General features: G+C 47.4%; 22 protein-coding genes and 2 tRNA genes. 11 read left to right on the forward strand and 13 right to left on the reverse strand.

What is annotated here, in order from left to right; genetic code table 11:
- Positions 1-72 precede the first annotated feature (72 nt).
- Complete coding sequence (locus NDA06_RS08815) at positions 73-1,044, forward strand: cation transporter (protein WP_190525830.1); 972 nt, start codon at positions 73-75, stop codon at positions 1,042-1,044.
- 250 nt (positions 1,045-1,294) lie between these two features.
- On the opposite strand, the gene smpB is transcribed toward NDA06_RS08815, so the two are convergent.
- Complete coding sequence (gene smpB / locus NDA06_RS08820) at positions 1,295-1,762, reverse strand: SsrA-binding protein SmpB (RefSeq protein WP_190413167.1); 468 nt, start codon at positions 1,760-1,762, stop codon at positions 1,295-1,297.
- 75 nt (positions 1,763-1,837) lie between these two features.
- Positions 1,838-3,718: a serine/threonine-protein kinase gene (locus tag NDA06_RS08825; RefSeq protein ID WP_190985532.1), complete on the reverse strand. Its 1,881-nt coding sequence runs from the start codon at positions 3,716-3,718 to the stop codon at positions 1,838-1,840.
- 429 nt (positions 3,719-4,147) lie between these two features.
- On the opposite strand from NDA06_RS08825, the gene NDA06_RS08830 reads away from it, so the two are divergent.
- Both NDA06_RS08830 and NDA06_RS08835 read left to right on the forward strand, forming a co-directional pair.
- Positions 4,148-4,798, forward strand: a complete 651-nt coding sequence (locus NDA06_RS08830) for a hypothetical protein (protein ID WP_190985533.1) — start codon at positions 4,148-4,150, stop codon at positions 4,796-4,798.
- Between the two features lie 307 nt (positions 4,799-5,105).
- Entirely contained in the window at positions 5,106-7,274 is a 2,169-nt protein-coding gene (locus NDA06_RS08835; RefSeq protein ID WP_190985534.1) for a serine/threonine-protein kinase, read from the forward strand.
- Positions 7,275-7,418: 144 nt separating this feature from the next.
- On the opposite strand, the gene NDA06_RS08840 is transcribed toward NDA06_RS08835, so the two are convergent.
- Both NDA06_RS08840 and sfsA read right to left on the reverse strand, forming a co-directional pair.
- Positions 7,419-8,339, reverse strand: coding sequence for an NAD(+) kinase (locus NDA06_RS08840; protein WP_190681712.1), 921 nt, complete (start codon positions 8,337-8,339; stop codon positions 7,419-7,421).
- A 178-nt stretch (positions 8,340-8,517) separates the two neighbouring features.
- Positions 8,518-9,279, reverse strand: coding sequence for a DNA/RNA nuclease SfsA (gene sfsA / locus NDA06_RS08845; protein ID WP_190985535.1), 762 nt, complete (start codon positions 9,277-9,279; stop codon positions 8,518-8,520).
- 129 nt (positions 9,280-9,408) lie between these two features.
- Between sfsA and murJ the strand changes: the two genes are divergently transcribed.
- Both murJ and nrtS read left to right on the forward strand, forming a co-directional pair.
- Positions 9,409-11,025, forward strand: a complete 1,617-nt coding sequence (murJ, locus tag NDA06_RS08850) for a murein biosynthesis integral membrane protein MurJ (protein WP_190985536.1) — start codon at positions 9,409-9,411, stop codon at positions 11,023-11,025.
- A 132-nt stretch (positions 11,026-11,157) separates the two neighbouring features.
- Entirely contained in the window at positions 11,158-11,418 is a 261-nt protein-coding gene (gene nrtS / locus NDA06_RS08855; RefSeq protein WP_190427941.1) for a nitrate/nitrite transporter NrtS, read from the forward strand.
- Positions 11,419-11,517: 99 nt separating this feature from the next.
- On the opposite strand, the gene NDA06_RS08860 is transcribed toward nrtS, so the two are convergent.
- From NDA06_RS08860 to moaC, 3 genes are all read right to left on the reverse strand, one after another.
- Positions 11,518-11,826, reverse strand: a complete 309-nt coding sequence (locus NDA06_RS08860; RefSeq protein ID WP_190985537.1) for a DUF3181 family protein — start codon at positions 11,824-11,826, stop codon at positions 11,518-11,520.
- Positions 11,827-11,928: 102 nt separating this feature from the next.
- Entirely contained in the window at positions 11,929-12,246 is a 318-nt protein-coding gene (locus NDA06_RS08865; protein ID WP_190985538.1) for a 2TM domain-containing protein, read from the reverse strand.
- 68 nt (positions 12,247-12,314) lie between these two features.
- Positions 12,315-12,824 carry a cyclic pyranopterin monophosphate synthase MoaC gene (gene moaC, locus NDA06_RS08870; protein WP_190985539.1) on the reverse strand — a complete coding sequence of 170 codons (510 nt, stop codon included), beginning with the start codon at positions 12,822-12,824 and terminating at the stop codon, positions 12,315-12,317.
- A gap of 34 nt (positions 12,825-12,858) precedes the next feature.
- On the opposite strand from moaC, the gene NDA06_RS08875 reads away from it, so the two are divergent.
- Positions 12,859-12,932: transfer RNA gene (locus tag NDA06_RS08875), tRNA-Arg, on the forward strand.
- 57 nt (positions 12,933-12,989) lie between these two features.
- Here the strand turns inward: NDA06_RS08875 and NDA06_RS08880 are convergent.
- Genes NDA06_RS08880 through NDA06_RS08890 form a run of 3 tightly spaced genes read right to left on the reverse strand, consistent with a single transcriptional unit; the run spans position 12,990 to position 16,008 of the window.
- A complete protein-coding gene (locus tag NDA06_RS08880) occupies positions 12,990-14,252 on the reverse strand; it encodes an MFS transporter (protein WP_190533271.1) in 1,263 nt (420 codons plus the stop codon).
- Positions 14,253-14,274: 22 nt separating this feature from the next.
- Positions 14,275-15,264, reverse strand: a complete 990-nt coding sequence (locus NDA06_RS08885; protein ID WP_190681697.1) for a glycosyltransferase family 2 protein — start codon at positions 15,262-15,264, stop codon at positions 14,275-14,277.
- A 60-nt stretch (positions 15,265-15,324) separates the two neighbouring features.
- Positions 15,325-16,008 (reverse strand): C40 family peptidase, encoded by a 684-nt coding sequence (locus NDA06_RS08890; RefSeq protein WP_190525812.1) that lies wholly within the window; start codon positions 16,006-16,008, stop codon positions 15,325-15,327.
- An 81-nt stretch (positions 16,009-16,089) separates the two neighbouring features.
- On the opposite strand from NDA06_RS08890, the gene NDA06_RS08895 reads away from it, so the two are divergent.
- Positions 16,090-17,031: a serine hydrolase gene (locus NDA06_RS08895; protein ID WP_190434601.1), complete on the forward strand. Its 942-nt coding sequence runs from the start codon at positions 16,090-16,092 to the stop codon at positions 17,029-17,031.
- Between the two features lie 390 nt (positions 17,032-17,421).
- Positions 17,422-18,390 (forward strand): hypothetical protein, encoded by a 969-nt coding sequence (locus NDA06_RS08900; RefSeq protein ID WP_190984480.1) that lies wholly within the window; start codon positions 17,422-17,424, stop codon positions 18,388-18,390.
- Positions 18,391-18,463: 73 nt separating this feature from the next.
- Here the strand turns inward: NDA06_RS08900 and NDA06_RS08905 are convergent, their stop codons facing one another.
- Positions 18,464-19,837, reverse strand: coding sequence for an ABC transporter substrate-binding protein (locus NDA06_RS08905; RefSeq protein ID WP_190984481.1), 1,374 nt, complete (start codon positions 19,835-19,837; stop codon positions 18,464-18,466).
- Positions 19,838-20,026: 189 nt separating this feature from the next.
- Positions 20,027-20,118, reverse strand: a tRNA-Ser gene (locus tag NDA06_RS08910).
- Between the two features lie 613 nt (positions 20,119-20,731).
- Between NDA06_RS08910 and NDA06_RS08915 the strand changes: the two genes are divergently transcribed.
- Both NDA06_RS08915 and NDA06_RS08920 read left to right on the forward strand, forming a co-directional pair.
- Positions 20,732-22,012 carry a glycosyltransferase family 1 protein gene (locus tag NDA06_RS08915; protein ID WP_190673390.1) on the forward strand — a complete coding sequence of 427 codons (1,281 nt, stop codon included), beginning with the start codon at positions 20,732-20,734 and terminating at the stop codon, positions 22,010-22,012.
- A 589-nt stretch (positions 22,013-22,601) separates the two neighbouring features.
- The gene (locus NDA06_RS08920; RefSeq protein WP_199323942.1) at positions 22,602-24,251 is read left to right on the forward strand and encodes an ATP-binding protein; all 1,650 of its coding nucleotides are present in this window, start codon (positions 22,602-22,604) and stop codon (positions 24,249-24,251) included.
- Positions 24,252-24,280: 29 nt separating this feature from the next.
- On the opposite strand, the gene NDA06_RS08925 is transcribed toward NDA06_RS08920, so the two are convergent.
- Positions 24,281-25,069, reverse strand: coding sequence for a mechanosensitive ion channel family protein (locus tag NDA06_RS08925; RefSeq protein WP_190413201.1), 789 nt, complete (start codon positions 25,067-25,069; stop codon positions 24,281-24,283).
- A gap of 54 nt (positions 25,070-25,123) precedes the next feature.
- Between NDA06_RS08925 and NDA06_RS08930 the strand changes: the two genes are divergently transcribed.
- Positions 25,124-25,597, forward strand: a 474-nt coding sequence (locus NDA06_RS08930) for a GNAT family N-acetyltransferase (RefSeq protein ID WP_348251705.1), incomplete at its 3' end; no start/stop codon positions are given.

The following is a 25,597-nucleotide window of genomic DNA, read 5'->3' on the forward strand; positions in this document are numbered from 1 at the left end:
TCGTTGTTCGTTGCTAGAGTAACCAAACTTCTAAACACTAACAACCAAAAACTAATAACTCCTTAAAAGGCTATGACCGAGGCAAAGAATCGCTATCGCGCCAGTCGTCGGGTTTTATTTGCGACGCTTTGGCTCACCTTGTTCGTTTTATCCATTAAAGTTTCAGCAGGTTGGACAACGCGATCGCTCAGCCTGCTAGCGGAGTCGCTGCACACCCTGATTACCAGCTTCAGTATCCTGTTGAGTTTGCTCGTCACTGCCGCACCCGACCGTCTAGCAGGGCGCGAAGTGCATGGTCATAGCAAACTGGAAAGCGTGGCAACGCTTCTGCTCGTGGCTTTTTTGGGCTTTGCTTGCTTAAATTTACTGGGAATGTCCGCCCAGCAGCTAGTCGCTGCGACCAGGGTTGTCGATCTCCCGTATCCCACCTCAGTGAGTCTACCCCTAATTCAATTGCTGGGAGTGGTTGTCTCCACAACCCTAGTCCTCGCCCTCATCGGCGTGTACCAAGCCAGAGTTTTAAATAGCCCTGCTGTGCGGTTTAATTCCATTCAGTTGTTCAAGGATGTGGGGCTGACCCTCTTGGTGGTAGCAGGCTTGGTAGGAGTGATGTGGGGGATTTTCTGGCTCGACGTAATGCTGGCGGTTTTTTTGGTTCTTCTAGCCGCGAGAAGTTGTTGGTACGTCGTGAATTGGCAGTTACCGCTGATGGTGCAGCAGACTGCGATCGCTCCCGAAGTTTTGGCGCAAATTGCCCGTCAGGTTGGGGGCGTCACCCACTGTTACCAGATTGAGTCGCGAGGAATTGTCGGGCGTTTGGTGTTGGTGCAGATGCATCTAATTCTGCATCCAGAATTTATGGGAATTGCTTCTCTGATTGCCGAGCGCATCGAGTTGGCGATTCGAGAGCGCTATGGTCCCATTCAAGCCATTTTCTATATTGATGACGATGTTCGAGAGCTGGAAAACTACAGCTCCGCTAATCCAACTTTAGAAGTGAATGGAATTCGTTATCGACGAGATGAGACACACAGCCAAAATTAACTTTGAGCGACGCTTCTGGCGATCGGAGTAGAACTTCATCCCAATTCCGGCTTGTTGACGCTTCACTTTCAATTTGTCTTTTGTCCCCAATTGAGCGGGGGGCTATTAACGCCGCAGAACTTTTCTTGCCTGAGTATCTTTCCTGAGTATGAGTATCAGATAAGCAGATGCGAATCCAGCACTTTCAACCTAGCTGTCTTTGTCTGTTTCTAATTCCAAACTCACGTCAATTCCCAATTTCCCGATTTCATTAGTAATTTTTCATCGCCCGTTCCATATCGCGCTTATCATCGCGCCGCTTGACGTCTTCGCGCTTGTCGTGCAGCTTTTTACCTTTGCCAAGACCCAAACTAATTTTAATCCAACCCCCCTTCAAATACATTTTCAGAGGGATTAACGTTAAACCTTGCTGTTCCACCTTGCCAATCAGCTTGCGGATTTCCTGGCGGTGCAGCAGCAATTTGCGAGTGCGACGAGGGTCGTGGTTGAAAAATGCGCCGATGCCCTTGTAGGGCGAAATGTGGACGTTCAGCAGCCATATCTCACCATTGCGAATCAGGGCATAGCCATCTCGTAGATTGGCCTGACCCAGACGAATCGATTTAACCTCGGTGCCAGTTAACTCTATTCCCGCCTCATAGGTTTCCAAAATTTCATAGAGGAAACGGGCTTGCCGGTTATCGCTAAGAATTTTTATACCTTCGTTCTTTTGACTCATTGCAGCCCATCAGTGGAAAACCTTCCCTTAACGTAGCCTTAAAACAGAACCTGTTGCAATAGACTCTGGAGGGAGCTAGGGAATGAGTCTTAGCGTAACTTCTTGGAGGCGGCTACCAGGGTTCATATCTCGATACGTTGCACCGACTTTCCGACTTCTAGCATCTTGGCGTTCTGCTGAAATCTGGGAAGCAGATTGAGCTGCTGCTTTTTGAGCTTCCGCCTTTTTTTCGGCTTCAGCTTGGAGGTGCTGCTTTTCGGTATATTCTGCACTCTTGGCTAAAGCTCTGGCGTAGGTAGGGGTGTCTTGGGGAATCTGTTGCAGATAATTTAACGCACCCGCAAAGTCTGTTCTGAATGCTCGTTCGTAGGCTTGTTGTAACAGATAATCAGCTTTGATATGTTGCTTTTGGGTATATTCAGCAATCTTTGTCTGAACTTTTGCCCCAGCAGGCGTTTGTTGGGGAATGAGCTTGAGATAGTTTAGGGCGCTGGTAAAGTCTTTTTCTGCCGCTCGCTCGTAGGCTTTTTTTAATAATTGTTGAGATTCCGCTTCAACTTTGGGTTGAGTTTTCTGAACAAGTGGCGCTATTTTTTCTTGCCAGTAGGAAATTTTAGGAATCTTACGAGCTGCTTCTAGCACATCTAACCACCGGCTTTCTTTAAATGCTTGTTCGGCGGATTGAAATTGAGCAGCAGCAGTATGCCACTCTTGGCTCCACTCGCGTGCGGTGGCTTGAGCTTCTGGATAGATAGAACTTTCTGAGGGAATAGATTGTGCTAGCGCGATCGCGCCTTGAACATCTCCTGTCTGATATTTGTCCTTCGCGGTAACTAAAATGTTTGATGAAGACTCTGACGGAAAAGCATTCAGCAGAGAATAAAGCCCGCCTGTTATCACTAAACTATTCGCTGCAATCCCGATTCCAAGTCCAGTTAGGATTGGAGAATGTTGAGGTTTGTAAGAGCGAGTATTTCCCTCACCTTTCCTTGATTTTTGAGTTGGAAATTCTTTAATTGTGGCTTTGTGAGTTTCTTTTTTTTGACGATTAACGATTGCCTTCTGTGCGGGTGGCTGGTTGGTTGTCTTTACTGCTGGCTTCTGGCTTCCATCTAACGACTGGAGAGCTTGCAGTACCTCCGAAGCTGACTGGTAGCGGCTTTTGAAGTGGTAGCGTACCATCTTGTTCAGGACAGAAACTAAGCGATCGCTCAAGACACTCATTGAGAGACTGCTGATAAAAAGGTGCTGCCAGATCAGCTCACCCGTCTCAGGATCTTCTTTTAATTGTGCAGGTTCCACACCAGTTAAGGCTTGGATGGCAATTACTCCCAAAGCATAGATATCGCTATTGCGGCGGGGATGTCCGATGAGTTGCTCTGAGGGAATGTAGCCTAAGCTACCAACCGCTAAAGTCGTTTTACTCTGTGCTAAATCGGGAGCTGAATGCTGTGGCTGCGCTACACCAAAATCTACTAGAAATAACTTGCCATCCTCGGCGCGTCTGACTAAATTGTTCGGTTTCAGGTCGCCATGAATAATGCCGTGGCTGTGAACAAATGCCAGAATACGCAGGGCTTCTTGCAGCATTTCAATCACTTGGGTTTCCGTCCAGCGTTTGACGCAGCCTTTGCTTATTGGCAGTTCCGCACTCAGATGATGTCCCTGAATAAATTCTTGTACCAAATAGAATTCCTGGTTTTCTTCAAAGGAGTCTAACAACTGAGGAATTCGATTATGGGTGCCAAGTTTTGTCAATATTTCTGTTTCGTTGACGAACCGACGCCTTGCACTTTCCAAACTGTTGGGGTCTGAACTTGCAAGACTAAAGTGCTTGACAACGTATTTTGGCTTGCCTACTTGGTGAATGTCTTCGGCAATATAGGTCTGTCCAAAAACTCCAGATACCAGGAGTTGGACAATTTGGTAACGCCCTTTTAGTAGTTTCCCGATCATGGAGTAAATTGCCAGCTTTTTATCTAGTGAATTTTAAAAACACATCTAGATAATTTTTTCAGCAACTCACATCTATTTCCGGAAGCCAGTGACACGTACTGTACAGCTAAGCGCAAATCAATGTAAAATCGCGCCCGGATACCAGAAACTCAGTTTCTCAACCACAGAGCTATTTACACTTTTGTTGTGCCTATACGCTCATGCTGAGCGTCGCTACACCGTTTAGAAGCCTACAGTAAAGGAGCGCATTTCTCAACTTGCGCCCCTGTTGTGGGTCAAAAAAATCAAGTCTATTGCTGTGTCAAAAATGTTTTGACAGTGTGTAGAGGCTTTCGGGTCGGAAAGCCCCTACTTTTCAGATAAACATTGACAAACTAATCTCCAGACACCGATTTACCGTTCGCTCACTGTAATGGTGGCGTGGGTGGTGTGACTGGTGTAATCGACGGGATTGCCGGTGTTACGCCTGGTGTGACCGGCGGTATTACGGGTATCACGGGTGGAACCCCTGGTAGAGCAGGCGGTGTTATGCCTGGTGTGGTTGGTGTTGCTACGCCTGGTGTGGTTGGTGTGGCTACACCTGGTATAGTCGGCGTGGTTACGCCTGGTGCGGTCGGCGGTGTCGGTGTGGTGACGCCTGGTGTGGTTGGTGTGGTGACGCCTGGTGTGGCTGGTGTGGTTACACCTGGTGTGGCTGGTGTGGTTACACCTGGTGTGGCTGGTGTGGTTACACCTGGTGTGGTTGGTGTGGTTACACCTGGTGTGGTTGGTGTGGTGACGCCTGGTGTGGTTGGTGTGGTTACACCTGGTGTGGTTGGTGTGGTTACACCTGGTGTGGTTGGTGTGGTTACACCTGGTGTGGTTGGTGTGGTTACACCTGGTGTGGTTGGCGTAGTTACGCCTGGTGTAGTCGGTGTGGTGACGCCTGGTGTAGTCGGTGTGGTGACACCTGGTGTGGTCGGTGTGCCTGGGGCGTTAGATTGGGCAAGACCTGAGGTGGAGATAGCGACGGGCGCTGAAAAGGCTAGAAGAGTAGCAAAGACAAACTTTCTTATCATTTGGGTAGATGCCTATGGTTAAGTTTTATCAAAAGAGCCTGGTTGCATATTGACAAAAGTATGTTTCAGCTCACCAGCCATCCCCTTGCTATGGGTAGAGTCAATCGCCTACCCTAAGAAAGACGTTTGAGCTGAGAGCGATCGCACTTTGGGGGGGTTGACTGGAAGCTGCGGTGTTTCCAGCGAAGCGATCGCATCAAATCACCTGATGGATTGTTTTCACCTATGTAGGTGGAGTTAGACAAGTTCTTCTGTGCCAAAATCGATTTCAACGATTGCGCGATTTTTCTGCAAAGACGCTTTCCTAACGCTATCTGCCACGAAACTCCATGAACTTAGTTATCGGACAAACACTGGGAGGACATTACCAAATCATTAACTCCTTGGGAGGAGGAGGGTTTGGTCAAACTTATCTTGCCCAAGATATGTATCTTCCTGGCACCCCTCGATGCGTTGTTAAGCTACTCAAGCCTCAAGCAACCGATCCCCAGACTTTGCAAACTGCGAGACGCCTCTTCGAGACGGAAGCAAAAGTTCTGCACCAGTTAGGGAATCACGATCGGATTCCTCGACTTTTCGCCTATTTCGAGGAAAATCAAGAGTTTTATCTAGTTCAAGAATTCATTGAAGGTAGCGATCTTAGCCAGGAACTCCCCACAGGCGGTAGCAGTGGAGTCATCCCGCCGCTATCTGAAGATGAAGTAATTTCTCTGTTACAAGAGATTCTTGAAATATTAGAATTTGTTCATCAACAAAATGTTATCCACCGCGATATTAACCCTCGAAATTTAATCAGACGGAAGGAAGATAACAAATTAGTTTTAATTGATTTTGGTGCAGTTAAGCGAATTAGCACTCAAATAATTAAGGGAGCAAAAACTAGCTTTACGGTTGCCATTGGTACTCCAGGCTACTTACCAAGCGAACAAGCGAACGGAAACCCCAAATTAAGCAGTGATATCTATGCAGTAGGCATGATAGGAATTCAGGCTCTCACCGGCTTGTTTCCTAACGAATTACCAGAAGATTCCAATACGGGTGAAATCATTTGGCGCAATCATTCATCAGTCAGCACCGCTCTCGCAAATGTTCTAGATAAAATGGTGCGTTATGATTTTCGGCAGCGCTACCAATCTGCTACTGAAGCATTGCAAGCTCTCAAAGATTTGAAGATACCGACAGGTGTCACAATGATGGTTGCACCCTCTGTAAAATCACCCGTTCGTCCGACAAGTCAGAAAAAAAGCAAAAAATCGCGTTCCCTTCCTTGGAAAATTTTAATCTCAACGATTGTCCTAGGATTGGGAACGGGCGCAACTATTTTTACGGTTAATATTATTAACTCTTCTAATGCAACTGACTTGTATAACCGAGGCAAAACCTTTTCAGAGTTAAATCGCAATGAGGAAGCGCTGAATGCTTATGACAAAGCTCTTAAAATTAGACCGGAATACCTAGAAGCGTGGAATGGTCGCGGTCAAATTCTATTCAGTCTGAATAAATATAAAGAGGCGATTGAAGCTTACGACAAAGCCATTCAGATTAGCCCAGAATCCTTTGAAGCTTGGGCGGGTCGCGGCTATGTGCTGGATAAATTGGAGCAATACAAAGAGGCAATTGATTCTTTCGAGAAAGCTTTAACTATTAATCCCAATTCGCCAGAAGTTTGGAATGGTCGCGGCGAAACAATGACGAATTTACAGCAATATCAAGAAGCAATTGAATCTTTTGATAAGGCGGTGCAATTTAAGCCAGACTACTATCAAGCTTGGTACAGTAGGGGCTGGACGTTGCATAATTTGCAAAAATATGAGGAAGCGATCGCGTCTTACGACAAAGCTGTAGAATCTAAATCCGACTACTCCCAAGCTTGGTACAATCGGGGCAACTCGCTAATGAGCTTGCAACGTTATCAAGACGCGATTGAATCTTATGACAAGGCGGTAAGATTTCAACCGAATCACTTCAAAGCTTGGTATAGCCGAGGGAATGCATTAGTAAATTTACAGCAATATAAAGATGCAATTGACTCGTATACCCAAGTCACTAAAATTCAGCCAAATTACTCTAAAGGCTGGTACGGGATTGGTTGGTCGCTGCATCAATTACAACGATATGAAGAAGCGATCGCTTCCTATAACCAAGCCTTAAAATTTAATCGAGGCGATTACCTCATTTGGTACAATCGAGGCAATTTACTTTATAACTTGAAACAATATCAAGAAGCGATCGCGTCTTATAATCGAGCCGTTGCTATCAAGCCAGATCACTACGAAAGCTGGTTCAGTCGGGGAAATGCGCTGTTGAACGTAAAGCGGTATGAAGAAGCGATCGCCTCTTATGACAAGGCGATTCGATACAAGCCAGATTACCAGCAAGCCATAGAAGGCAAACAGCGATCGCAGGATCAATTGAAGCAGGAAAAAGAAAAGCTAGCTCAAAAATCAGGTGGTGAGTCCGTTAAACCAGAAAAGCCGAAGCGTGAGAAAAAGAAATAAGCTGCTATGCGTTCTAAATAGATAGCGATCGCGTCGGTTTGTTGGTGGATAAATTGAAATGCTTGTCTGCCTACTTTACTGATTGCGATGCTGTAATTTTAAAACGCAATGCCAGATGGCAAAAGTTTCAACTCTACAACATCCTTAATTTCGGTGATTGTTACTGTACCGGATTCTCGCTCCTGCCCATTGCAACTTTTCGCGGAGTGTCTGGTAATAAGAATAGTTTTCCCGCAAAATAATGAACTTTGCGAGACAGTTTGCCATGCGAATGTCTACGCGCTGTCCGGGCCAAATGGCAGTTGCCAAGACACCATCCATCCATAGTTTAGTGTTTAACTCGTAGTCAGCTAAAGGCCAAACGCTGACGACAGAACCAGAAGGGATGACAATTGGGCGACTCGCCAGACTCAGAGGGCAGATGGGGGTGACAGTAATCGCTTCCATGCCAGAGTGGACAATCGGGCCATTGGCAGAGATAGTGTAGCAAGTGGAGCCAGTGGGAGTAGAAACAATCAACCCATCTCCCTGATATTGATCGACCACCTCTCCATCAATTTCCATTTCTAAGATGGAAGTAATCATGCGGTCGGCTGAGGCAGGTTTGATGCACATTTCATTCAGTGCAAGGAAGCGATCGCTCACGGGTTCCAAATTCGTGCGATTTCCCTCAAATAACGCCGCCTGCAACATCATCCGCCGTTCAAGGGCATAGCGATCCTCGCTTAACCTGTCCCAAACCCGCTCAGTATCTTCAAATTCCTCAAACGGCTGGGTTAAAAATCCTAAATGTCCTCCCACGTTCACCGCCAAAATCGGAATTTTTTCGGGTGCGAGATGCCGTACTGCTGCCAAAGCGGTGCCATCGCCGCCCAATACTATCGCCAGGTCGATTGGATGCATTGCAGAAGCCAAAAACACTGGGTAGGGGTTATCCTTTGCCCCACTTGGCCCCATCAGTACATGGCAATTGCGTTTTTCCAGTTGTTTGGCGCACTTTTCTGCCCAGCTACGGCTGAGGGGGTCTCCCGCCTTGTGTGCAATGATGACGTTTTTTAGCTCCAATTTGCCTTTACTCAATCGAGGTTAGCTATTTTTCAAGATACCTATCACTCTGCATTTGGGCTACCTTTCCGTTTTTTAACCCTGTCCCTGCCTTTCCTCGTTCACAGGGAAAGGTTCTATATTCCCCTCTCCGTGAAGGTCGAGGAGTTAGGGGTAAGGTTCCACTGTTTAGGTATCGCTATTCTGGCAAAGATAGGCAAGATGTCTGCGCGGGCATTGAAGGCAGAAAATCGGCTAAACCCAAGTAGCGAATCCCTTCTGGGGTAACTTCAAAACGGCAAGGTAATACTTCCACCCCTTGGGCAACGGCGTCGCGCAACAACTTACCATACAGGGGATCGGTACTGTCTCCAGGCGCAAAATGAGTACAGTCACCGCGATTCACAAAATAAAGCATCACCGCCCGCATCTGAGGAATTAACGCGGTCAATTCCCGCAGATGCTTTTGTCCTCTTGTCGTGACTGTATCGGGAAACAGCACCAGTTTCCCTTGCGCCCAAGTCGTGCTTTTGACTTCCAAATAAATGGGTAAATCGGAGTCATTACCCGTTAGTAAAAAGTCTACCCGGCTATTTTTTTCTACTCCATAGGGCACCTCAAAGCGAACTTGGCTGTAATTGCCCAATGTTGGGAACAGGAACTTTTCTAGTGCTAACTTAACGACCCGATTAGGCAAAGCTGTATTCACTCCCACCCAAGTCGGTTCGGTATCGTAAACTTGAATCATTTCCCACGTATACGGCAATTTCCGCTTGGGATTGTCGCTATACGACACCTGCACGGGACTACCGGGCGTTGAAACCCCAGTCATCGGGCCGGTATTTGGACAATGGGCGGTGATCACCTCTCCAGACGCTAGTTCAATATCGGCAAAGAAACGCTTGTAGCGTTTGAGCAAAATTCCGGATGAGAGAGTCGGGTAGCGGTAGAGCCAATCCATAGTATTTTTAACGCAGAGGTAAGCCAGGGAAATCGTAAAGGAGCGCAAAGGAGATTTTAACTTGGCGTACCTTGGGGTTAACCTTTGCGTTTAAATAAGATGAGCCAATTGAGGGATTGTTAACCGTTCGTGACTGAAAAGCAGAAAACCGCTCGGACACTCGCGAGCATTGCCGGAATTGTGGCAGTTGCTACGCTGATTAGTAAAATTTTTGGGTTGGTGCGCCAACAAGCGATCGCCGCCGCTTTTGGCGTGGGTGTCGTTGCCGATGCCTACAACTACGCTTATGTGATTCCTGGCTTTTTGCTGATCTTACTGGGCGGCATCAATGGCCCTTTTCACAGTGCGATTGTCAGCGTTTTAGCCAAGCAGCGCGACAAATCGGAAGCCGCGCCCCTCGTGGAGACGATTACAACACTCGTAGGCGGGATACTCCTACTCGTCACGATTGTCTTAATCGTGTTTGCGGGTGTGTTTATTAACCTAGTGGCACCCGGTTTAAGCGAGACGCCGCAAGGAATGCAAGTGAGGGCGATCGCCATCCAGCAGTTACAGATCATGGCTCCGATGGCGCTGATGGCTGGGCTGATTGGGATTGGCTTTGGAACGCTGAACGCGGCGGATATGTACTGGCTACCCTCGGTTAGCCCCTTATTCTCCAGCATTACCGTAATTGGTGGGCTGGCAATCTTGGCGCTACAACTCGGCAACCAAATCAACCTACCCCAATACGCGGAAGTGGGAGGACTGATTTTGGCGGGGGGAACCCTTGCCGGTGCCGTGTTGCAGTGGTTAGTCCAACTCGCTGCCCAATGGCGCGCTGGCTTGGGCACATTACGCCTGCGGTTTGACTGGCATCAGCCAGGAGTCAAGGATGTCCTGAAGGTGATGGGACCCGCGACGCTATCCTCCGGGATGCTGCAAATCAACCTCTACACTGATTTATTTTTCGCCTCGTATATCCCCGCAGCAGCGGCTGCCATGACCTATGCGGGGCTTCTAGTCCAGACGCCCCTAGGAATTATCTCGAACGTAATTTTAGTCCCCCTGCTGCCGGTTTTTTCGCGACTTGCTGCCCCTGAAAATTGGCCCGAACTCAAGCAACGAATTCGTCAAGGATTACTCCTGACTGCCATTACCATGTTGCCTTTGAGTGCCCTGATGATGACACTAGCAACCCCCATCGTCCAAGTGATTTATCAACGCGGAGCCTTTAAGTCTGGGGCATCCGAGTTGGTTGCTTCAGTACTGATGGCTTATGGCCTGGGGATGTTTGTCTACTTGGGGCGCGATGTACTGGTGCGGGTATTTTATGCATTGGGGGATGGAGAGACACCCTTCCGCATCAGCATTGTCAATATCTTTTTTAATGCCCTGCTAGATTATATTCTCGTTCAACGTTTCGGCGCACCGGGTTTGATTTTAGCCACGGTGACGGTGAATACCATTTCAGTGGTGGCGCTAGTTTGGATGCTGAACCGCAAGCTCAACGGCTTGCCTTGGCAAGAGTGGACTTTGCCAATTTTGGGTTTAACAGGTGCTAGCTTTGTAGCGGGTTTAGCCAGTTGGGGCGTTAGTACAGGTTTTCAACAAGTTTGGAATGCGAATGGGTTGCTGGTGCAGTTGTTGCAACTTAGTGTCTCTGGGTTAGTCGGCTTAGGCGTTTATGCTTTGTTGGCGACGCGGCTAAATTTGCCAGAAGTCGATATTTTTGTCTCGCGGATTCGCCAGCGCTTCGGGAGATAGCGATCGCACTTGAACCAGCTCAATTAGGTGTATGAAACAATACCAAACTTGAAGGGGAAGGTGTGATATCTAACAGTAAGCCGAGATGAGTATTGAAGCTTGGCTCATCTAGCTTAGCGATCGCAACCTCTAATGAAGACACTTAAAGCATATCTTGTCAGCTTATTTGACAAAGAGTTTATCCCGACCGGATTAAAAACGGCTCTATTTGTCGGGACTCTTTTGTTTTTGATCAATCACGGGGTTGCCTTTTTCCGAGGCGAAATGACGCGCGATCGCTGGATTTCTGGATTGCTGACCTACCTAATGCCTTATCTAGTTAGTGTTTACGGTCAATACGCATATCGTCGCAAGTTAATCAAAACTTCTGCGTATCAAACTAAACATTTTTAGTCATGCAACTCGCTCTTGCTAATCCTTTTATGAGCGAGCCGGTGAAACCCCCAAACCCCCTCTCTGGCAGAGAAGGGGAAGGGAAAAGCGACACCTTGTTTATAGATTGCGCTGGAATTCTTCCAGAAGATCCATCAGGTTTACCTGGCACTGCGTAGGCAACAAATCTACTAAGGGAACTTCCCGCTTCCCGCCGCCTAACTTGACAGGAATCCCTTGCAGGACTTTCGACACCTGATTTTCATCTACAGAATTATCAGCCAGTAGGGGGTACAACTTTTCTGCTACAACCGTATGCAGCTTGGCATCTCGCAAATAAAGGTGCCATTTAGCCACATCGATGTAAACGTTTTCGCCAATTTCAGCGGCGAGAGATTCAATTGCTTCGGAAGTGTTGGTTCTAGCCATAGGATTTACTTTGGTTATGCGGATAGGGAATCTAATGCTTTCATTGCAATTGATCCCCGTCCGAGTTTGAATCCACGAAAAGCAAGAAACAGGGATCTATCTTTAGGTAGTTTTTTTGGATTTTTCTTTGCTTTTGGGCTGGAATCCTAAACCAGCACTGGTATTTGCAGATTCTGTTACTGGGTCGGAATAATCTGCGAGTGCAAAGATATACAGAGCGTGGGTAGCTAAGACTAACGCCCATCCGCCTGTCACCCAGGTTGCCCAAGGCCATGTAGCATTCTGCAAGTTGTGGAAAAACCACAAGCCAGAATTACAGGCACCAAAAATCGCCACATGGATGGCAAAATTCATTCTATCGTCGAGGCGACGATAGGCGGGGTCATTGCGGTCTGGTTTGCGAGGCCAACGAGGAGGCATGGGAGTTTTGAGTTTTGAGTTTTAAGTTTTGAGTTGTTAGAGTTCACAACTTCATTCATTCTAAGCCTCTAACTACCCTGTCCTTGGCGAAGGTAATCTCCCGACTTGCCACCCGTCTTACTCACCAAGCGAATCGATTCAATCACCATCCCTTTTTCCAACGCTTTCGCCATGTCGTAGAGGGTAAGTGCAGCGACAGAAACGGCTGTTAGCGCTTCCATTTCCACGCCAGTTTCCGCCTTGGTGGCGACTTCCGCTTGAATCTGATATCCCGGTAGCTGGGCGTCAGGCACAATCTGAACTTCTACTTTATGAATTGGCAAGGGATGACACAGGGGAATTAGCTGGGAAGTCTGCTTTGCTGCCATAATCCCAGCCAATCTCGCAGTTCCCAGTACATCTCCTTTCGGTGCGTTCCCCGCCTGAATCGCCTCAAATGTCTCTAGCAACATCCGCACTTGTGCCGCAGCAACAGCATGGCGTCGAGTTTGTTCTTTGCCGGAAACATCCACCATCTGAGCCTCACCGTGGGCATCCAAATGAGTGAGCGGTTGATTTTGAGAAAAATTTTGCATCATACGGTTAGGCTATGCTATTATAAATTTCTGGCAAGGGCTTGTAGCTCAGTGGACTAGAGCACGTGGCTACGGACCACGGTGTCGGGGGTTCGAATCCCTCCTAGCCCGTTACTAAGTAAAAAAGAAAAAGGCAAAAGATTCTTTCTTTTGCCTTTTTTCTTTGAATTATGCCTCACTTTGTAGCCCAACCTTATTCAAGGCATAAACATCCTTTTCTCTGCCAAAGGCGAAGCGGAGGGAATGGGATAAATTTTTGCTCGATAGGGTAGCGAAGATAATCAGCGCCAGGAATGAAATAACTGTTGTAATAGTAAACATTGCTCGGTAGCCAATGGGTTCGGCAATGGAACCCAAAACAGGACCCGCGATCGCTATCCCGACATCAAACCCCGTGATGCACAAAGCAAAAACTCTGCCTCGTTCTTGGGGAGAGGAGCGGTCGGAAATCAAGGCAATCATCATCGGCAGTAATGTTCCCGCTCCTGCGCCTTCCAAAAAACCGCCTACTAAAAAGCTACGGGCAGTGTAAGCATGAGACAGCATCAGCATTGCCAATGCATAGCTGAATATACTGCCAGTGATAAAAATTCCGCGTCCGTAACGGTCAGAAGCGCGACCAATGATGATGCGGGAAATGAAAGACGCGATCGCAGCTGCTGTGTAAAATAACCCCGGATTTAGGTCAACTTCGGCATCTTTAATAAATAAAGGGACGAAGGTACTCAAAGCTCCAAACGCTACACCAACCAGCAACAACACTAAAGCTGGAATCCTTAGACGAGGGCTTGCCAGAAGTCGCCAAAATTGTTGAGTTTCGGATGAACCGGCAGAGGAATCGGTTGTCTCGTGGACGATTCGGGGTTCTTTGACTTGATTGGCACAAACTAAACCGATCGCTCCTAGCGCGCAAGAGAGCAGAAACAACGGCGTGTAACCAACCCCAGCTTGGATATAACCCCCAACTGCTGGCCCTATCGCCATCCCAACTGGCGTTACCAAGCTCATGTAGCCAATTAACTCACCCCGCTTAGACACTGGGGACAAATCAACCACCAAGGCGCTGTAACCCGTCGTAAAAGCCGCAATGCTAATCCCGTGGAACGCTCGCAGCAGCATTAATAGGGGAATTGATTTAACAACTAGATAGCCCAAAGGCGCGATCGCTGCCACGGTCATGCCAATCAGCAAGACCACCTTGCGACCGCGTCGATCTGCCAAACGCCCCAGCCACGAACGACACAGAACCAATCCGAGGGCAAATGACCCCATGACAATCCCAATCTGCTGCGTCGTACCGCCCACATCCTCGATATAGAGCGGCAGCGTCGGGAGCAAAGAAGCCATACTAGACCAAAATAATAGCCCAGCCGTAAATAAAACCAACAGATTGCGGCGACTGGGCGGCTCTAGCGTCCAAAAAACTTTCAAAGCTTAATTCCTTCTTACACTTTTAGCCTTCCCTTTGTTTACTATTGTTAACATTCCCCCCAACAACTTCCCTCACCCGATAGATTGGTCTGCCCTGAGACTCGTGATAAGTTCTCATTAACAATTCTGCGAGCAGTCCAAAAGAAAACAATTGCACACCCGTCACTAGCAGTACGACCGCCAAAATCAATAACGGGCGATCGCCAATGCTCTGACCGAAACCCACTTTTAAAATCGTTAAATACAGACCGAGCAGCGTCCCCAATGCCATTGCAATAATGCCAAACAGCCCAAAGACGTGCATGGGGCGGGTGAGGAACTTTTTCATAAAGTAGACGGTTAACAAGTCCATCACGACTCGGAATGTCCGCCCCAGCCCATACTTACTGCTTCCATAGCGGCGGGCATGGTGCCCCACTGGCAGCTCAGTAATTCTTGCCCCCTCAATGAACGCCAAAGCTGGCAAAAATCGGTGCAATTCCCCATAAAGATTCATATCCGCCACCAATTCTGAGCGGTAGGCTTTTAGGGAACAACCGTAGTCATGCAACTCTACACCCGTGACTCTCCCAATTAACCAGTTAGCGATTTTAGACGGAAGTAGACGAGTCAGGGCGGCGTCCTGTCGTTTCTCACGCCAGCCACTTACCAAGTCATAGCCTTCTTCTAACTTTGCCAGGAGCCGGGGAATATCCGCCGGGTCATTCTGCAAATCGCCATCCATTGTGATAATCACCTTGCCTCGCGCATAGTTAAACCCCGCAGACATTGCTGGAGTTTGACCGTAGTTTCGACGCAGAAGCACTGCTTTTAAGTTTTTGTGGGTTTGCACTAGAGATTTCAGCAGTTCCGCGGAGCCATCCTTGGAACCATCATCCACGCAAATAATTTCGTAGTTCAGATTCGTCTCAATTAAAGAGGTTGCGATCGCTTCAATTAGGTGGGGTAAACTTTCCACCTCGTTATAAACCGGCACTACTACAGAAATATCGGGGATCTCGTCAGCAGACATTTCGCTTTGCGTTACCAGTCTTTCAGGAATTAACACGATTGCCTCCCACCTTTTGGTGTCTTATTGTCGTTGTGGTTGATAACTGGCAACCACTCGCCCGCAAGAGCGCAGTTGCCGAAAATACGACTGACTAATCGAATCTCCCTGTTCCGAAAGGACATCAATTCCAATTCCGTTGCGACCCTGTTCTTGACCGGAACTATGGATATAACGTCCTTCTCCCAGGTATAAACCCACATGGGTTGTTCTATCTCCGATGCCAAAAAAGATTAAATCACCTGATTGTAGCTCTTGAATCGCAATTGATTGTGTAAATGCTTCCTGCTGATAGGAATCTCTCGGCAACCAAATCCCAGAGGCAGCAAAAGCGGCTTGCATCAGCCCGGAACAGTCATAATTTGGCTCTAATGTTCCGCCCCAGAGATAATAATTCGGCTGTTGCATCGCCGCTTGCATAAAGGCAATGACTTGGGGTATGCGATTTTGAATTTCTGTCGGGGAGATAGTATGAGCTTCGTAGGGCGTTTGTGCCTCTTCAATCTCCTTGAGGTCTTGAATTGCCACCCAGCCGGAATAGTCATCTTCACGCAGACAAACTTGGATAGACGATACATCTGTATTTGGCGACAAAATCCGCAAGTGACGCCCGATTGCTGCCTGAGTTGCCAAACGAGTACAACTGGGGGAATCATAGAGGTTTAGATTGACTCGACATTGGTACTCGCGGAATGAGTCATGGGTCATGGGTCAGTGGTTGTTGGTCAGTGGTACAAACTATTGAACAATTGACAACTGATAACTGACAACTGATAACAACTGATAAAAATGACATTTTTTCACAAAGACGCACAACTAGAAAAATTAGGCGATCGCATTTTAGAAGCAACTTGGGCAGAATTTCCGGGATTAGCCCGCAACCAAATTGCCTTAACCTGGGTAGTCTACGATCCCCCAGTGCCCGTCAATACTGGCGGTGCCCTTAGTTCAGAGGAATTCTGGAAATATCCAGTCCGGGGCTTTAGCTATCGCGGCGTCGAGCGAATCTTTCCTGCCAGCATCGTTAAACTGTTTTATCTGGTTGCTGTACAAGAGTGGCTGGAACAAGGAATGATCCAAACTTCCTCGGAGTTAGAGCGAGCCATCCGCGACATGATTATTGATTCCAGCAACGACGCCACCAGCTTAGTGCTGGATGTATTGACTGGCACTACTAGCGGTCCAGAGTTGCCGCCAGGGCCGTTTGAAACCTGGCAGTTGCAGCGCAATATCGTGAATCGCTACTTTCAATCCCTCGGTTGGACAGAGATGGAAACCATCAATGTCAATCAAAAACCTTGGGGTGACGGTCCCTATGGGCGAGAGCGGGCATTCTTAGGGGAGATGCGGGAAAACCGTAATATGGTGACGACCAATGCCACGGCGAGGCTCATACATAGCATTGTCGGAGGCGTTGCAGTTTCCTCCGGGCGATCGCAAGCAATGATGGGACTGATGAAACGCAGCCTCCATGCAGAAGACGATGAAGCCCCCGATGAGGAAAATCAGGTGCGGGGTTTCTTAGGTGGCGGACTGCCTCCAAATGCCCAATTGTGGTCTAAAGCCGGTTGGACAAGCCAAGTTCGCCACGACGCCGCTTATATCGAGCTACCATCACGGCACCCTTATTTGTTGATTGTGTTCACTGAGGGCAAAGCAAATAGTAAAAACAAAGCGATTCTCCCCTTTGTTTCCCAGCAAGTTGTCGCGGCAATGGACAGCCTTACCTAGTACAATCTGCGGTTACAGAGGCGAGCTTCATCAATCACGAAGAAACCCTTTTTATTGTAAAAAAGGGTTTCTTCGTCATCAAAATCAAAATGAGCGATTGGTCGCATCCCAAGCCTTTATCAGAGAAATTGCGATCGCTGCTTTGGAGATAAAGCCTAGGAATCGGGAATAAAAATCTCTCTTATCACCCTCTGACCCTCTTTATTCCATTTCACCTGTCAACATCAATTTCGTCGAATACTAGCCACTTTCAGCGCATAATCCTTCCTTGGTGGGTAGCAAATTCTTTTAAAATTTCCTAAATTGACGACAGGGAAATATAATTTCCGAGAGAATAGGCAATTAAGGTTGGCTTTCGTAGATTTTTGAGGAAGTTTTTGAGGAGTGACCGTGAATACAATCTTTTCTAAGCGTGTTTCTTTCTTACTAGGTCTGACGGCACTGACAGTTTTCAGCGGTGGCTTGTCAGCTACAGCCCAGTCCACTGCCACAGTCATTGACCAAAAGACTCCTGCGGTCGTTGAGACTTCAGAACCTGCCGCATCTGAAGCGATCGCTGAGCCAACAGTAATGGGTATGCCAGTTGTCAAGCCAGTTGTCAAGTCGGCAGATGTCACACCGATTACCCAATCAACTGTTCCGGCTGCATCACAAGTCCCGGCTGCACCACAAGCCCCGGTCTCAACACAATATAATCTGAGCCAACAGCCGGTCATTCTCTCTGAGTACCAAGATGCAACGCTGGTTGAAGAAAGCGCAAAGCCCGTGGCTTCAGAGCCTTCCTCCTTGGCAGCGGCTGATGATACTGCTACTACGCAACCATTTCCCGGCGTAACCACTTCTGCTGCCGCTCTCGCCGCACCACAGCAACCAACTGCTGAAACTCCAAACTTACCCAATGACTCTGAGGTTGCTCAAACCGATATCGAACTCGGTCGAACCACCCGTGCCGGTCGCAGCTACGTCGGGGTTGGCTTCAATATTGGTTTCGGGGGTGATAGTGCTTTGGGCGATGGTAGTTTCGCCGTGATCAGCAAAATTGGTCTAACCAATACGTTGTCTGTACGCCCTTCCGTGCTACTCGGTGACGATACGACCTTTCTGCTTCCAGTGACTTACGACTTTAACATTCGACAGTCAGATCCGTTTGAACCCGTCAGATTCGCCCCTTACGTGGGTGGCGGTGTCACGATTTCCACGGGTGATGACAGCGACATTGGTTTCCTGGTTACGGGTGGCGTCGATGTACCTTTGACACGGCAATTTACAGCAAATGCAGCTCTAAATATCGGATTTCAAAGCGATGAAGTGCCAGTGGGACTAATTCTGGGAGTGGGTTACACCTTCCCTGGTTTCTAGAGAAGGTAAAAAACAAAGGCAAAAGACAGCAGAAAAATTTGGTTTCTCCTGTTTCTTTTGCCTTTGTACATTCTTACTTTTTCTCGGTTACGGCTACTTGAGGGCTGACTTTGCCGGTCACGGCTAGGGAACCTGTAGGTTCCACCGCCCAGACATCGTAGCTACCGACTACATCGCCGTTTGCATCAATATCGACGTTACCGCTAGCTCCCTGGTAGTTAATCTCCTCACCCTTACGCACCAGTTCTAGCGCCTGACAAACATCGCTCACTTCTGTTCCTGGGGCATTGGCGACATCACGAATCTTACTTTTAATGCCTTCGCCGGTATTTAATTTAGCGTCTTCGGCGGCTAGTACCATCAAAGCGGCAGCATCCCAGGCATGAGGCACATAGGCGCTCAATCCCCTTCCGGTTTTCTCTTTCCAAATCTTGGTGAACTCAGCCAGTGCTGGGCCATTAGCACCGGGAACCGTGCCAATTGCCCCAGTTAATATAAATTGATCATCGCTGGTTTTGCCGACCTGTTCGGGAAAGTCTTCCGAATAAGCACCATCTGTCAGCATCACCTGGACGCCTTTACTTAGACCTTGTTCGTAGGCAGATTTTAAGAGCAAGCTGCCGGTTTCAGCATAAACAACTGCTGCCACCGCATCAGGCTTGTCCTTGAACGCTTCTAGTATGTCGCTTTCAAAAGTAGCGGCTTTGGGGTCGTAGCGAGTTGGTTTGTTGACAATAGTGCCTCCTAATTTTTTAAAGGCTTGTACAAATTCTTGTTCAAAACCAACTCCATAGTCGTTGTTGATGACGATGGTGGAAACGCGCTTAAATCCTCTGTCACTGGCTAGTTTTGCTAAAGCCTGAGCTTGATAGGTATCGGGGGGAGCCGTCCGCGCCCAATAACCTTGAAATTCTCCTTTTTTGGCTCGTTCTGTAAAGACGGGGCTGGTGCTACCTGGTGAGATAAACATCACCTTGTTGCGGACAGCGACAGGCACGGCGGCACTAGAAACGCTGCTGGCAAAGGAACCGACGACGCCAGCAACTCTATCTACTTCCGTTAATTTGGTCATTCCTGCGGTGCCAGCGTTGGGATCGGTTTGGTCATCTTCAGGAATAAATGTGACTGGCTGACTATTGACGCCGCCACACTTGTTGACGGTGTCTATTAACAGGCGGATAGCATCTGGCAGGGGTTGCCCTACGGAAGATAGGTCGCCAGTGGTCGGCAGCAGTGAGCCAATCTTGAGTCCGGAACCGCTGGTGGCTGGGGTAGAACCTGTAGTCTGGGCGGGGCTACTGGTTGTACTGGTTGGCGTGTTATTACCTGGCGTTGTTTGAGAGGGGTTTTCGCAAGCAACGGTTAGAAAACTTGTCGTAATGGTGGTAATTGCTAGGGCGATCGCCCAACTCGGTTTGATACTTCTGGCTGAAGCGGGTCTGCTCATTTGGGTGTTTAACTCTTCAACAGTCCACGATTGAAATCAAATATTTTAATTGATCTCAGTTGTTTAAGAATACAGCCATAACTTCTGCCAACATTTTAGCTAGCAGAAGCGATCGCTGTGAGACGTCAAGAGTGAGGCGTTTGCTTTTCCCTATTGGGCTTCGCTACTTGTCTCTTTTCGCTTTTAAAACGGAGAGGGAGGGATTCGAACCCTCGGTACGGAGTTACCAACCGTACAACAGATTAGCAATCTGTCGCTTTCGACCACTCAGCCACCTCTCCTAGGTGACAAATATAGATAATAGCAGATATTAATCAATTGGTGCTGCTGTCAAAAAAATTTTCTTTTTTTTGATGTCCGATCGTTCCGAATAAGTCTTCGCAGTTGCAGGGAAAGCCATGATTCATCCTCGTCGTTGCGGCTGTTTGCTTCTTTCCCGCTCCCTTAGTATAATTACCTATTGTTAAATTTTTCATGGCTGACAAAGAAATCTAATAAACGCTTACAACCCGCTTTCCTTAAGGCTTGGGCGATTTAAATATTCTCGCGTTCCACAATTAAATCTATAAATCTTCACTTCCCTGACCGTTGGAGGACGGAAAAATGGGAATCCATTCGCTACTCTGGCGATTTATATGCCCTTTGGCTTAAAATTTTATTTCTTTGGGGGGAGGTCATGATACCCAATGATACCCACCCGTCCCCCGGAAGGTTGAATATAGTCAGGTAGTAGATTCTCTCCCGTAGTTGATGTTCATCATCAACGGCGAAGCTTATCCTATTAGCACAAGTAAAGATTCCTTAAGTTCCGGTGGGCTAAACAGGCAACTAAGTAGAATAGTCAACCCCTGCTTCGCCCTGAACGTCGTTGAGTGAAAAAATCGATATAAATATATGCTTTCCACAAACAACCAGCACATTGCTCTAATTTCCGTCCACGGAGATCCAGCAATTGAAATCGGTAAAGAAGAGGCTGGCGGTCAAAACGTTTATGTACGTCAGGTGGGTGAGGCACTTGCTCAACAGGGGTGGCAAGTAGATATGTTTACCCGCAAAGTTAGTGGCGATCAACCCACGATTGTTCAACATAGCGCGAATTGTCGAACAATTCGCTTGACAGCTGGTCCTGAAGAGTTTGTCCCAAGAGACAATTTGTTTGAGTATCTGCCAGTGTTTGTCGAACAGATGCTCAAGTTTCAGCAGCAAGAAGGCATTGAATATTCTATAGTACACACAAATTACTGGCTCTCATCTTGGGTGGGAATGGAGCTGAAGAAAGTTCAACCCATCAAACAAATTCATACTTACCACTCTTTAGGAGCCGTCAAATATAAGTCAGTTTCGACGATTCCCTTGATTGCTACCACGCGGCTAGAGGTAGAAAGAAAGGTTTTAGAGACAGCGGAACGGATTGTTGCCACCAGTCCGCAAGAGAAAGAACATATGCGATCGCTCGTTTCCACAAAAGGCAACATCGATATCATCCCCTGCGGCACCGATATTCGCAAGTTTGGTTCCGTCACCCGCGAAGCAGCAAGAGAGAAACTGGGAATCGACGCCGATACCAACGTGGTCTTCTATGTGGGTCGATTTGATCGCCGCAAGGGAATTGAAACACTCGTTCGCGCCGTTGGCAAGTCCCAGATGCGCCAGCAGGGCAACCTAAAACTATTTATCGGCGGGGGTTCTCGTCCCGGTCAAAGTGACGGTATCGAACGCGATCGCATTGAAAAAATTGTCGGCGAACTGGGGCTGCAAGACATCACCTCCTTCCCCGGACGGTTGGGTGACGACACTCTGCCCGCTTACTACGCCGCCGCTGATGTTTGTGTCGTACCCAGTCATTACGAACCCTTCGGTTTAGTAGCAATTGAAGCAATGGCTTCTGGAACGCCCGTCGTTGCTAGTGATGTCGGCGGACTCCAGTTCACCGTCGTCCCCGAAGAAACGGGTTTACTGGCACCCCCGAAAGATGCCGTAGCGTTTGCAGCCGCGATTGACCGCATTCTCGCCAATCCAGAATGGCGCAAGCAGCTAGGTGAGAAGGCAAGAGTTCGGGTAGAGAAGATGTTTAGTTGGGATGGCGTAGCGACTCAACTAAGCGACCTTTACACCCAGTTATTGAAAGAACAACCTGCACCAGAATTAGAATTAGTCACTCAAGTCAGCGCCTAATTACGCAGCAGCTTGTCCTGGAAATACCCTACAAAGACTTCTAGTTGTACCAGTAAGATTAGTACAACTAGAAGTCTTTGTTTTAGTGTATACTTTTTCCCAAATAAAAATTATCCTACCTCTACAGAATGATTATTTAGAAAAATTCCCTTTTTAAAGCAACCATTTGAGTGTTGCTCGCTCTCAAATTATCCGGATTTTGAGGAGATTGGTTGCAATTTATTAGTGATGGAATAAATAAAATAATGGGTTGGAATTGGATGATGTTGTTATATATATACTTTATTTAAATTTTACAATCCGATTCTAAGTTCCCTTTTCCCATCCAAAATCCTCAACCTAAAATGGTGTTAACCTCAAGTAACACAGTACCGCTCGTGGCGTTGATAGTAACTCACGTTGATACCAATTAACGTTGATACCAATTCACTTTGTACTTGTGACTTTAGTAAGAGCGCATAGTCGTGTGCTTACGTTCATATACTTACAATCAATTAAAGAAAGGGTATGAATGACCTATGATAATCTCTAATTAAGCGTGCAGAATACCAGCGTGAAACGGCTATTTACAACAGCATGGAACCTTCTTTTGAACGCTATTCAAACCATTTACAGTCGTCTTTTTAGAAAAAAACGTCGCCAGTTACGTCGTCAGCCCCTCCGACAAGACGCCTCAATCGATTCTGAATTGAATCAAATCAACCTCACCCCATCGAAACCGACAGAGGAAATCAGCAGCAGCCCACCCATCCCCATCAATGAGGCAGATAGGCTCAAAGCGCTGAATCGCTACAAGATTCTTGATACTGCTCCTGAAGAAGCATTTGACGATTTGACGGCTCTGGCAGCCTATATTTGTGGCACTCCCATTGCTTTAGTCAGCCTCGTCGATTCTAATCGGCAGTGGTTCAAATCAAAAATCGGTCTAGAAGCAACGGAAACGCCAAGAGACGTGGCATTTTGCGCCCATGCCTTGGTGCAACCAGATGAGTTGTTGATTGTGCCCAATGCCTTAGAAGATCGGCGGTTTTCCAACAACCCGCTCGTGACCTCAGACACCAATATCCGGTTTTATGCGGGTACCCCTTTGGTAACATCTGATGGCTATGCTGTCGGCACCCTCTGCGCGATTGACCGGATTCCACGTCATCTCACCCCCGAACAGATGGAGGCACTGCGGGCGTTGGGGCGTCAAGTGGTCAGCCAGATGGAGTTACGGATTAACCTGGATAAATTAGAACGGACTGTCAGCAAGAGTCGGCGAGTAGAGCAAGCACTCCGCCGCAGTAATCAACGACTGCTGCAAACCCTCAAGACATTACGAAATACTCAAGCCCAACTGATTCAGAGCGAAAAAATGTCGAGTTTGGGTCAATTGGTTGCTGGTGTCGCCCATGAAATTAACAACCCTGTCAACTTTATTCACGGCAACCTGCCCTATGTTAGTGCCTATGTTCGGGATCTCCTCGATTTGCTAAACCTCTACAAAAAGCAATATCCCCATCCCGATGGCGAGATTCAAAAAAAAGCAGAAACAATTGATGTGAACTTTCTAGTAGAAGATTTACCAAAAACTTTGGCTTCTATGAAAGTGGGTACTGACCGTATCCATCAAATTGTTTTTTCGTTGCGAAACTTCTCCCGATTGGATGAAGCCGAGATGAGACGAGTTGATATCCACGAAGGGATTAATAGCACGCTTTTAATCCTTCAGCATCGGCTTAAACCCACAGCCCAAAATCTCGGCATTGAAGTGATTAAAGAGTACGGAGTCCTTCCACCCGTTGAGTGCTACGCAGGTCCCTTGAACCAGGTATTTATGAATATCTTGAGTAATGCGGTGGATGCTCTAGAGTTGTCAATGGTCAATAGTCAGCCGTCAATCATTCGTGAAACAACAACTGACCTAGAGACACGATTAATCGTGTCTCTACCCACTAGCAGTGCTTGGATTCGCATTAGCACCAGCCTTTCTTCTGACCGATCTCATGTAGTAATTCGCATTGCGGATAATGGCCCTGGCATACCGGAAGAGATTAGGGCAAAGATATTCGATCCATTTTTCACGACGAAGCCTTTAGGGAAAGGCACGGGAATCGGATTGTCGATTAGCTACCAGATTATCGTTGAGAAGCATGGCGGGGTACTGAAGTGTCTGTCTGAACCAGGACAAGGAACAGAGTTTCGGATTGAACTGCCGATTCACGGGAAAATAATGAAGATGAAGGAGCAAGAATGATCCCGCGTCCTTCAGGAGTAGGCAGAAGACTACAGTGACAATTCTGGCTCTCGCAGAGCTTCTTTCACCAGCTGTTGTACTTCGGAACGGACGTGATCGTAGGCTTCAGATGCACACCAAGGACGGAGATATAAAATTGTTCCGGTTGCTGAGATGGAAGCAACGTGACAGGTCGTTTTTGGTTCTTCCAAAACTAAGGGATGGGGTTGAATTAAAGACAAAAGTAGGGTGATAGTCGGTTCGATCGGGCGATCGCCAATATCAATGTCTAAATCGACTCGTCGCTTGCCGAGTACGGTGGTATTTTTCAGCGTCCCGCTGAATAATTGCCCGTTCGGCACTGTAATTACTACGTTGTCTCGCGTTACTAGCGTAGTCGAGAAAATGCCGATGGCATCCACTACCCCAGCAGCCCCCGCCCCTTCAATAAAATCGCCTACCTCAAACGGGCGCAAACTAATCAGCATCACACCAGCGGCAAAGTGAGATAAGGTATTCTGCAATGCTAAGCCGATTGCTAAACCAGCCGCCCCCACTACCGCGACAACGCTGGTCGTCTCGATTCCCAACCTGTTGAGAACGGCGACCATCCCGACGACCAGCGTGAAAATCTCGGCTACCTGAATCAAGAACTTGCGTAAGGTTGGCTCTGTGCGACTTAGCGCTTTGCGGGTAAGACCTCCTACCCAACCTACAGCTAATCGGGTGAGCAGCAGAATTGTCGCTGCCCAGAGAAGGTTCTGTAGAATCTTAAAATACGCTTGGCCAATCAGGTAGTTCCATAACTGCGATGCAGCTTCAACAGAAATAATATCCATTTTCAATCGTTTTTCACTTCCAATTAATATATCTTTTTTTATAAGAATACTGGAATGAATTCGGAATTTAAGCTAATTTATACGCCTAGATTGTTATTACGGATGGGAACTCAAGAAGATGTGCCTGAGATTGTCAAATTTTACCGGAATAATCAAGGGCATCTATCTCCCTGGCAACCTTTTTGGCCTGATAATTTTTTAACCCATGAGTTTTGGCAAGAGCAAGTTGAGAAAAACATTAAAGAATTTGAATGCGATCGCTCTTTAAAATTATTTATTTTCAAAAATGGGAATTTCTCAGAAATTATTGGCAATGTTAGTTTTCACGGGTTTATGCGGGGTGCTGCCCAATTTTGTTATTTGGGCTATAATTTAGCAGAATTTGAACAAGGTAAAGGGTATATGACGGAAGCATTGCACTTTGCCATAAATGATGTCTTTGCACAATTAGATATGCACCGGGTGATGGCAAATTATCTACCCCACAATCACCGGAGTGCTAATTTACTGAAGAAATTAGAATTTGTT

The sequence above is a fragment of the Trichocoleus sp. ST-U1 genome (assembly GCF_039961835.1).
Taxonomy (GTDB): Bacteria; Cyanobacteriota; Cyanobacteriia; order Cyanobacteriales; family FACHB-T130; genus FACHB-T130.

Excerpts from the sequence above, each read along its gene's own strand:
- NDA06_RS08915 (WP_190673390.1), top strand. The coding sequence starts at position 20,732 with ATGCTTTCCACAAACAACCAGCACATTGCTCTAATTTCCGTCCACGGA.
- NDA06_RS08925 (WP_190413201.1), bottom strand. The coding sequence starts at position 25,069 with ATGGATATTATTTCTGTTGAAGCTGCATCGCAGTTATGGAACTACCTG.
- nrtS (WP_190427941.1), top strand. The coding sequence starts at position 11,158 with ATGAAGACACTTAAAGCATATCTTGTCAGCTTATTTGACAAAGAGTTT.
- smpB (WP_190413167.1), bottom strand. The coding sequence starts at position 1,762 with ATGAGTCAAAAGAACGAAGGTATAAAAATTCTTAGCGATAACCGGCAA.
- NDA06_RS08825 (WP_190985532.1), bottom strand. The coding sequence starts at position 3,718 with ATGATCGGGAAACTACTAAAAGGGCGTTACCAAATTGTCCAACTCCTG.
- NDA06_RS08865 (WP_190985538.1), bottom strand. The coding sequence starts at position 12,246 with ATGCCTCCTCGTTGGCCTCGCAAACCAGACCGCAATGACCCCGCCTAT.
- NDA06_RS08905 (WP_190984481.1), bottom strand. The coding sequence starts at position 19,837 with ATGAGCAGACCCGCTTCAGCCAGAAGTATCAAACCGAGTTGGGCGATC.
- NDA06_RS08815 (WP_190525830.1), top strand. The coding sequence starts at position 73 with ATGACCGAGGCAAAGAATCGCTATCGCGCCAGTCGTCGGGTTTTATTT.
- sfsA (WP_190985535.1), bottom strand. The coding sequence starts at position 9,279 with ATGGATTGGCTCTACCGCTACCCGACTCTCTCATCCGGAATTTTGCTC.
- NDA06_RS08835 (WP_190985534.1), top strand. The coding sequence starts at position 5,106 with ATGAACTTAGTTATCGGACAAACACTGGGAGGACATTACCAAATCATT.
- NDA06_RS08860 (WP_190985537.1), bottom strand. The coding sequence starts at position 11,826 with ATGGCTAGAACCAACACTTCCGAAGCAATTGAATCTCTCGCCGCTGAA.
- NDA06_RS08885 (WP_190681697.1), bottom strand. The coding sequence starts at position 15,264 with ATGTCTGCTGACGAGATCCCCGATATTTCTGTAGTAGTGCCGGTTTAT.
- NDA06_RS08890 (WP_190525812.1), bottom strand. The coding sequence starts at position 16,008 with ATGACCCATGACTCATTCCGCGAGTACCAATGTCGAGTCAATCTAAAC.
- NDA06_RS08895 (WP_190434601.1), top strand. The coding sequence starts at position 16,090 with ATGACATTTTTTCACAAAGACGCACAACTAGAAAAATTAGGCGATCGC.
- moaC (WP_190985539.1), bottom strand. The coding sequence starts at position 12,824 with ATGATGCAAAATTTTTCTCAAAATCAACCGCTCACTCATTTGGATGCC.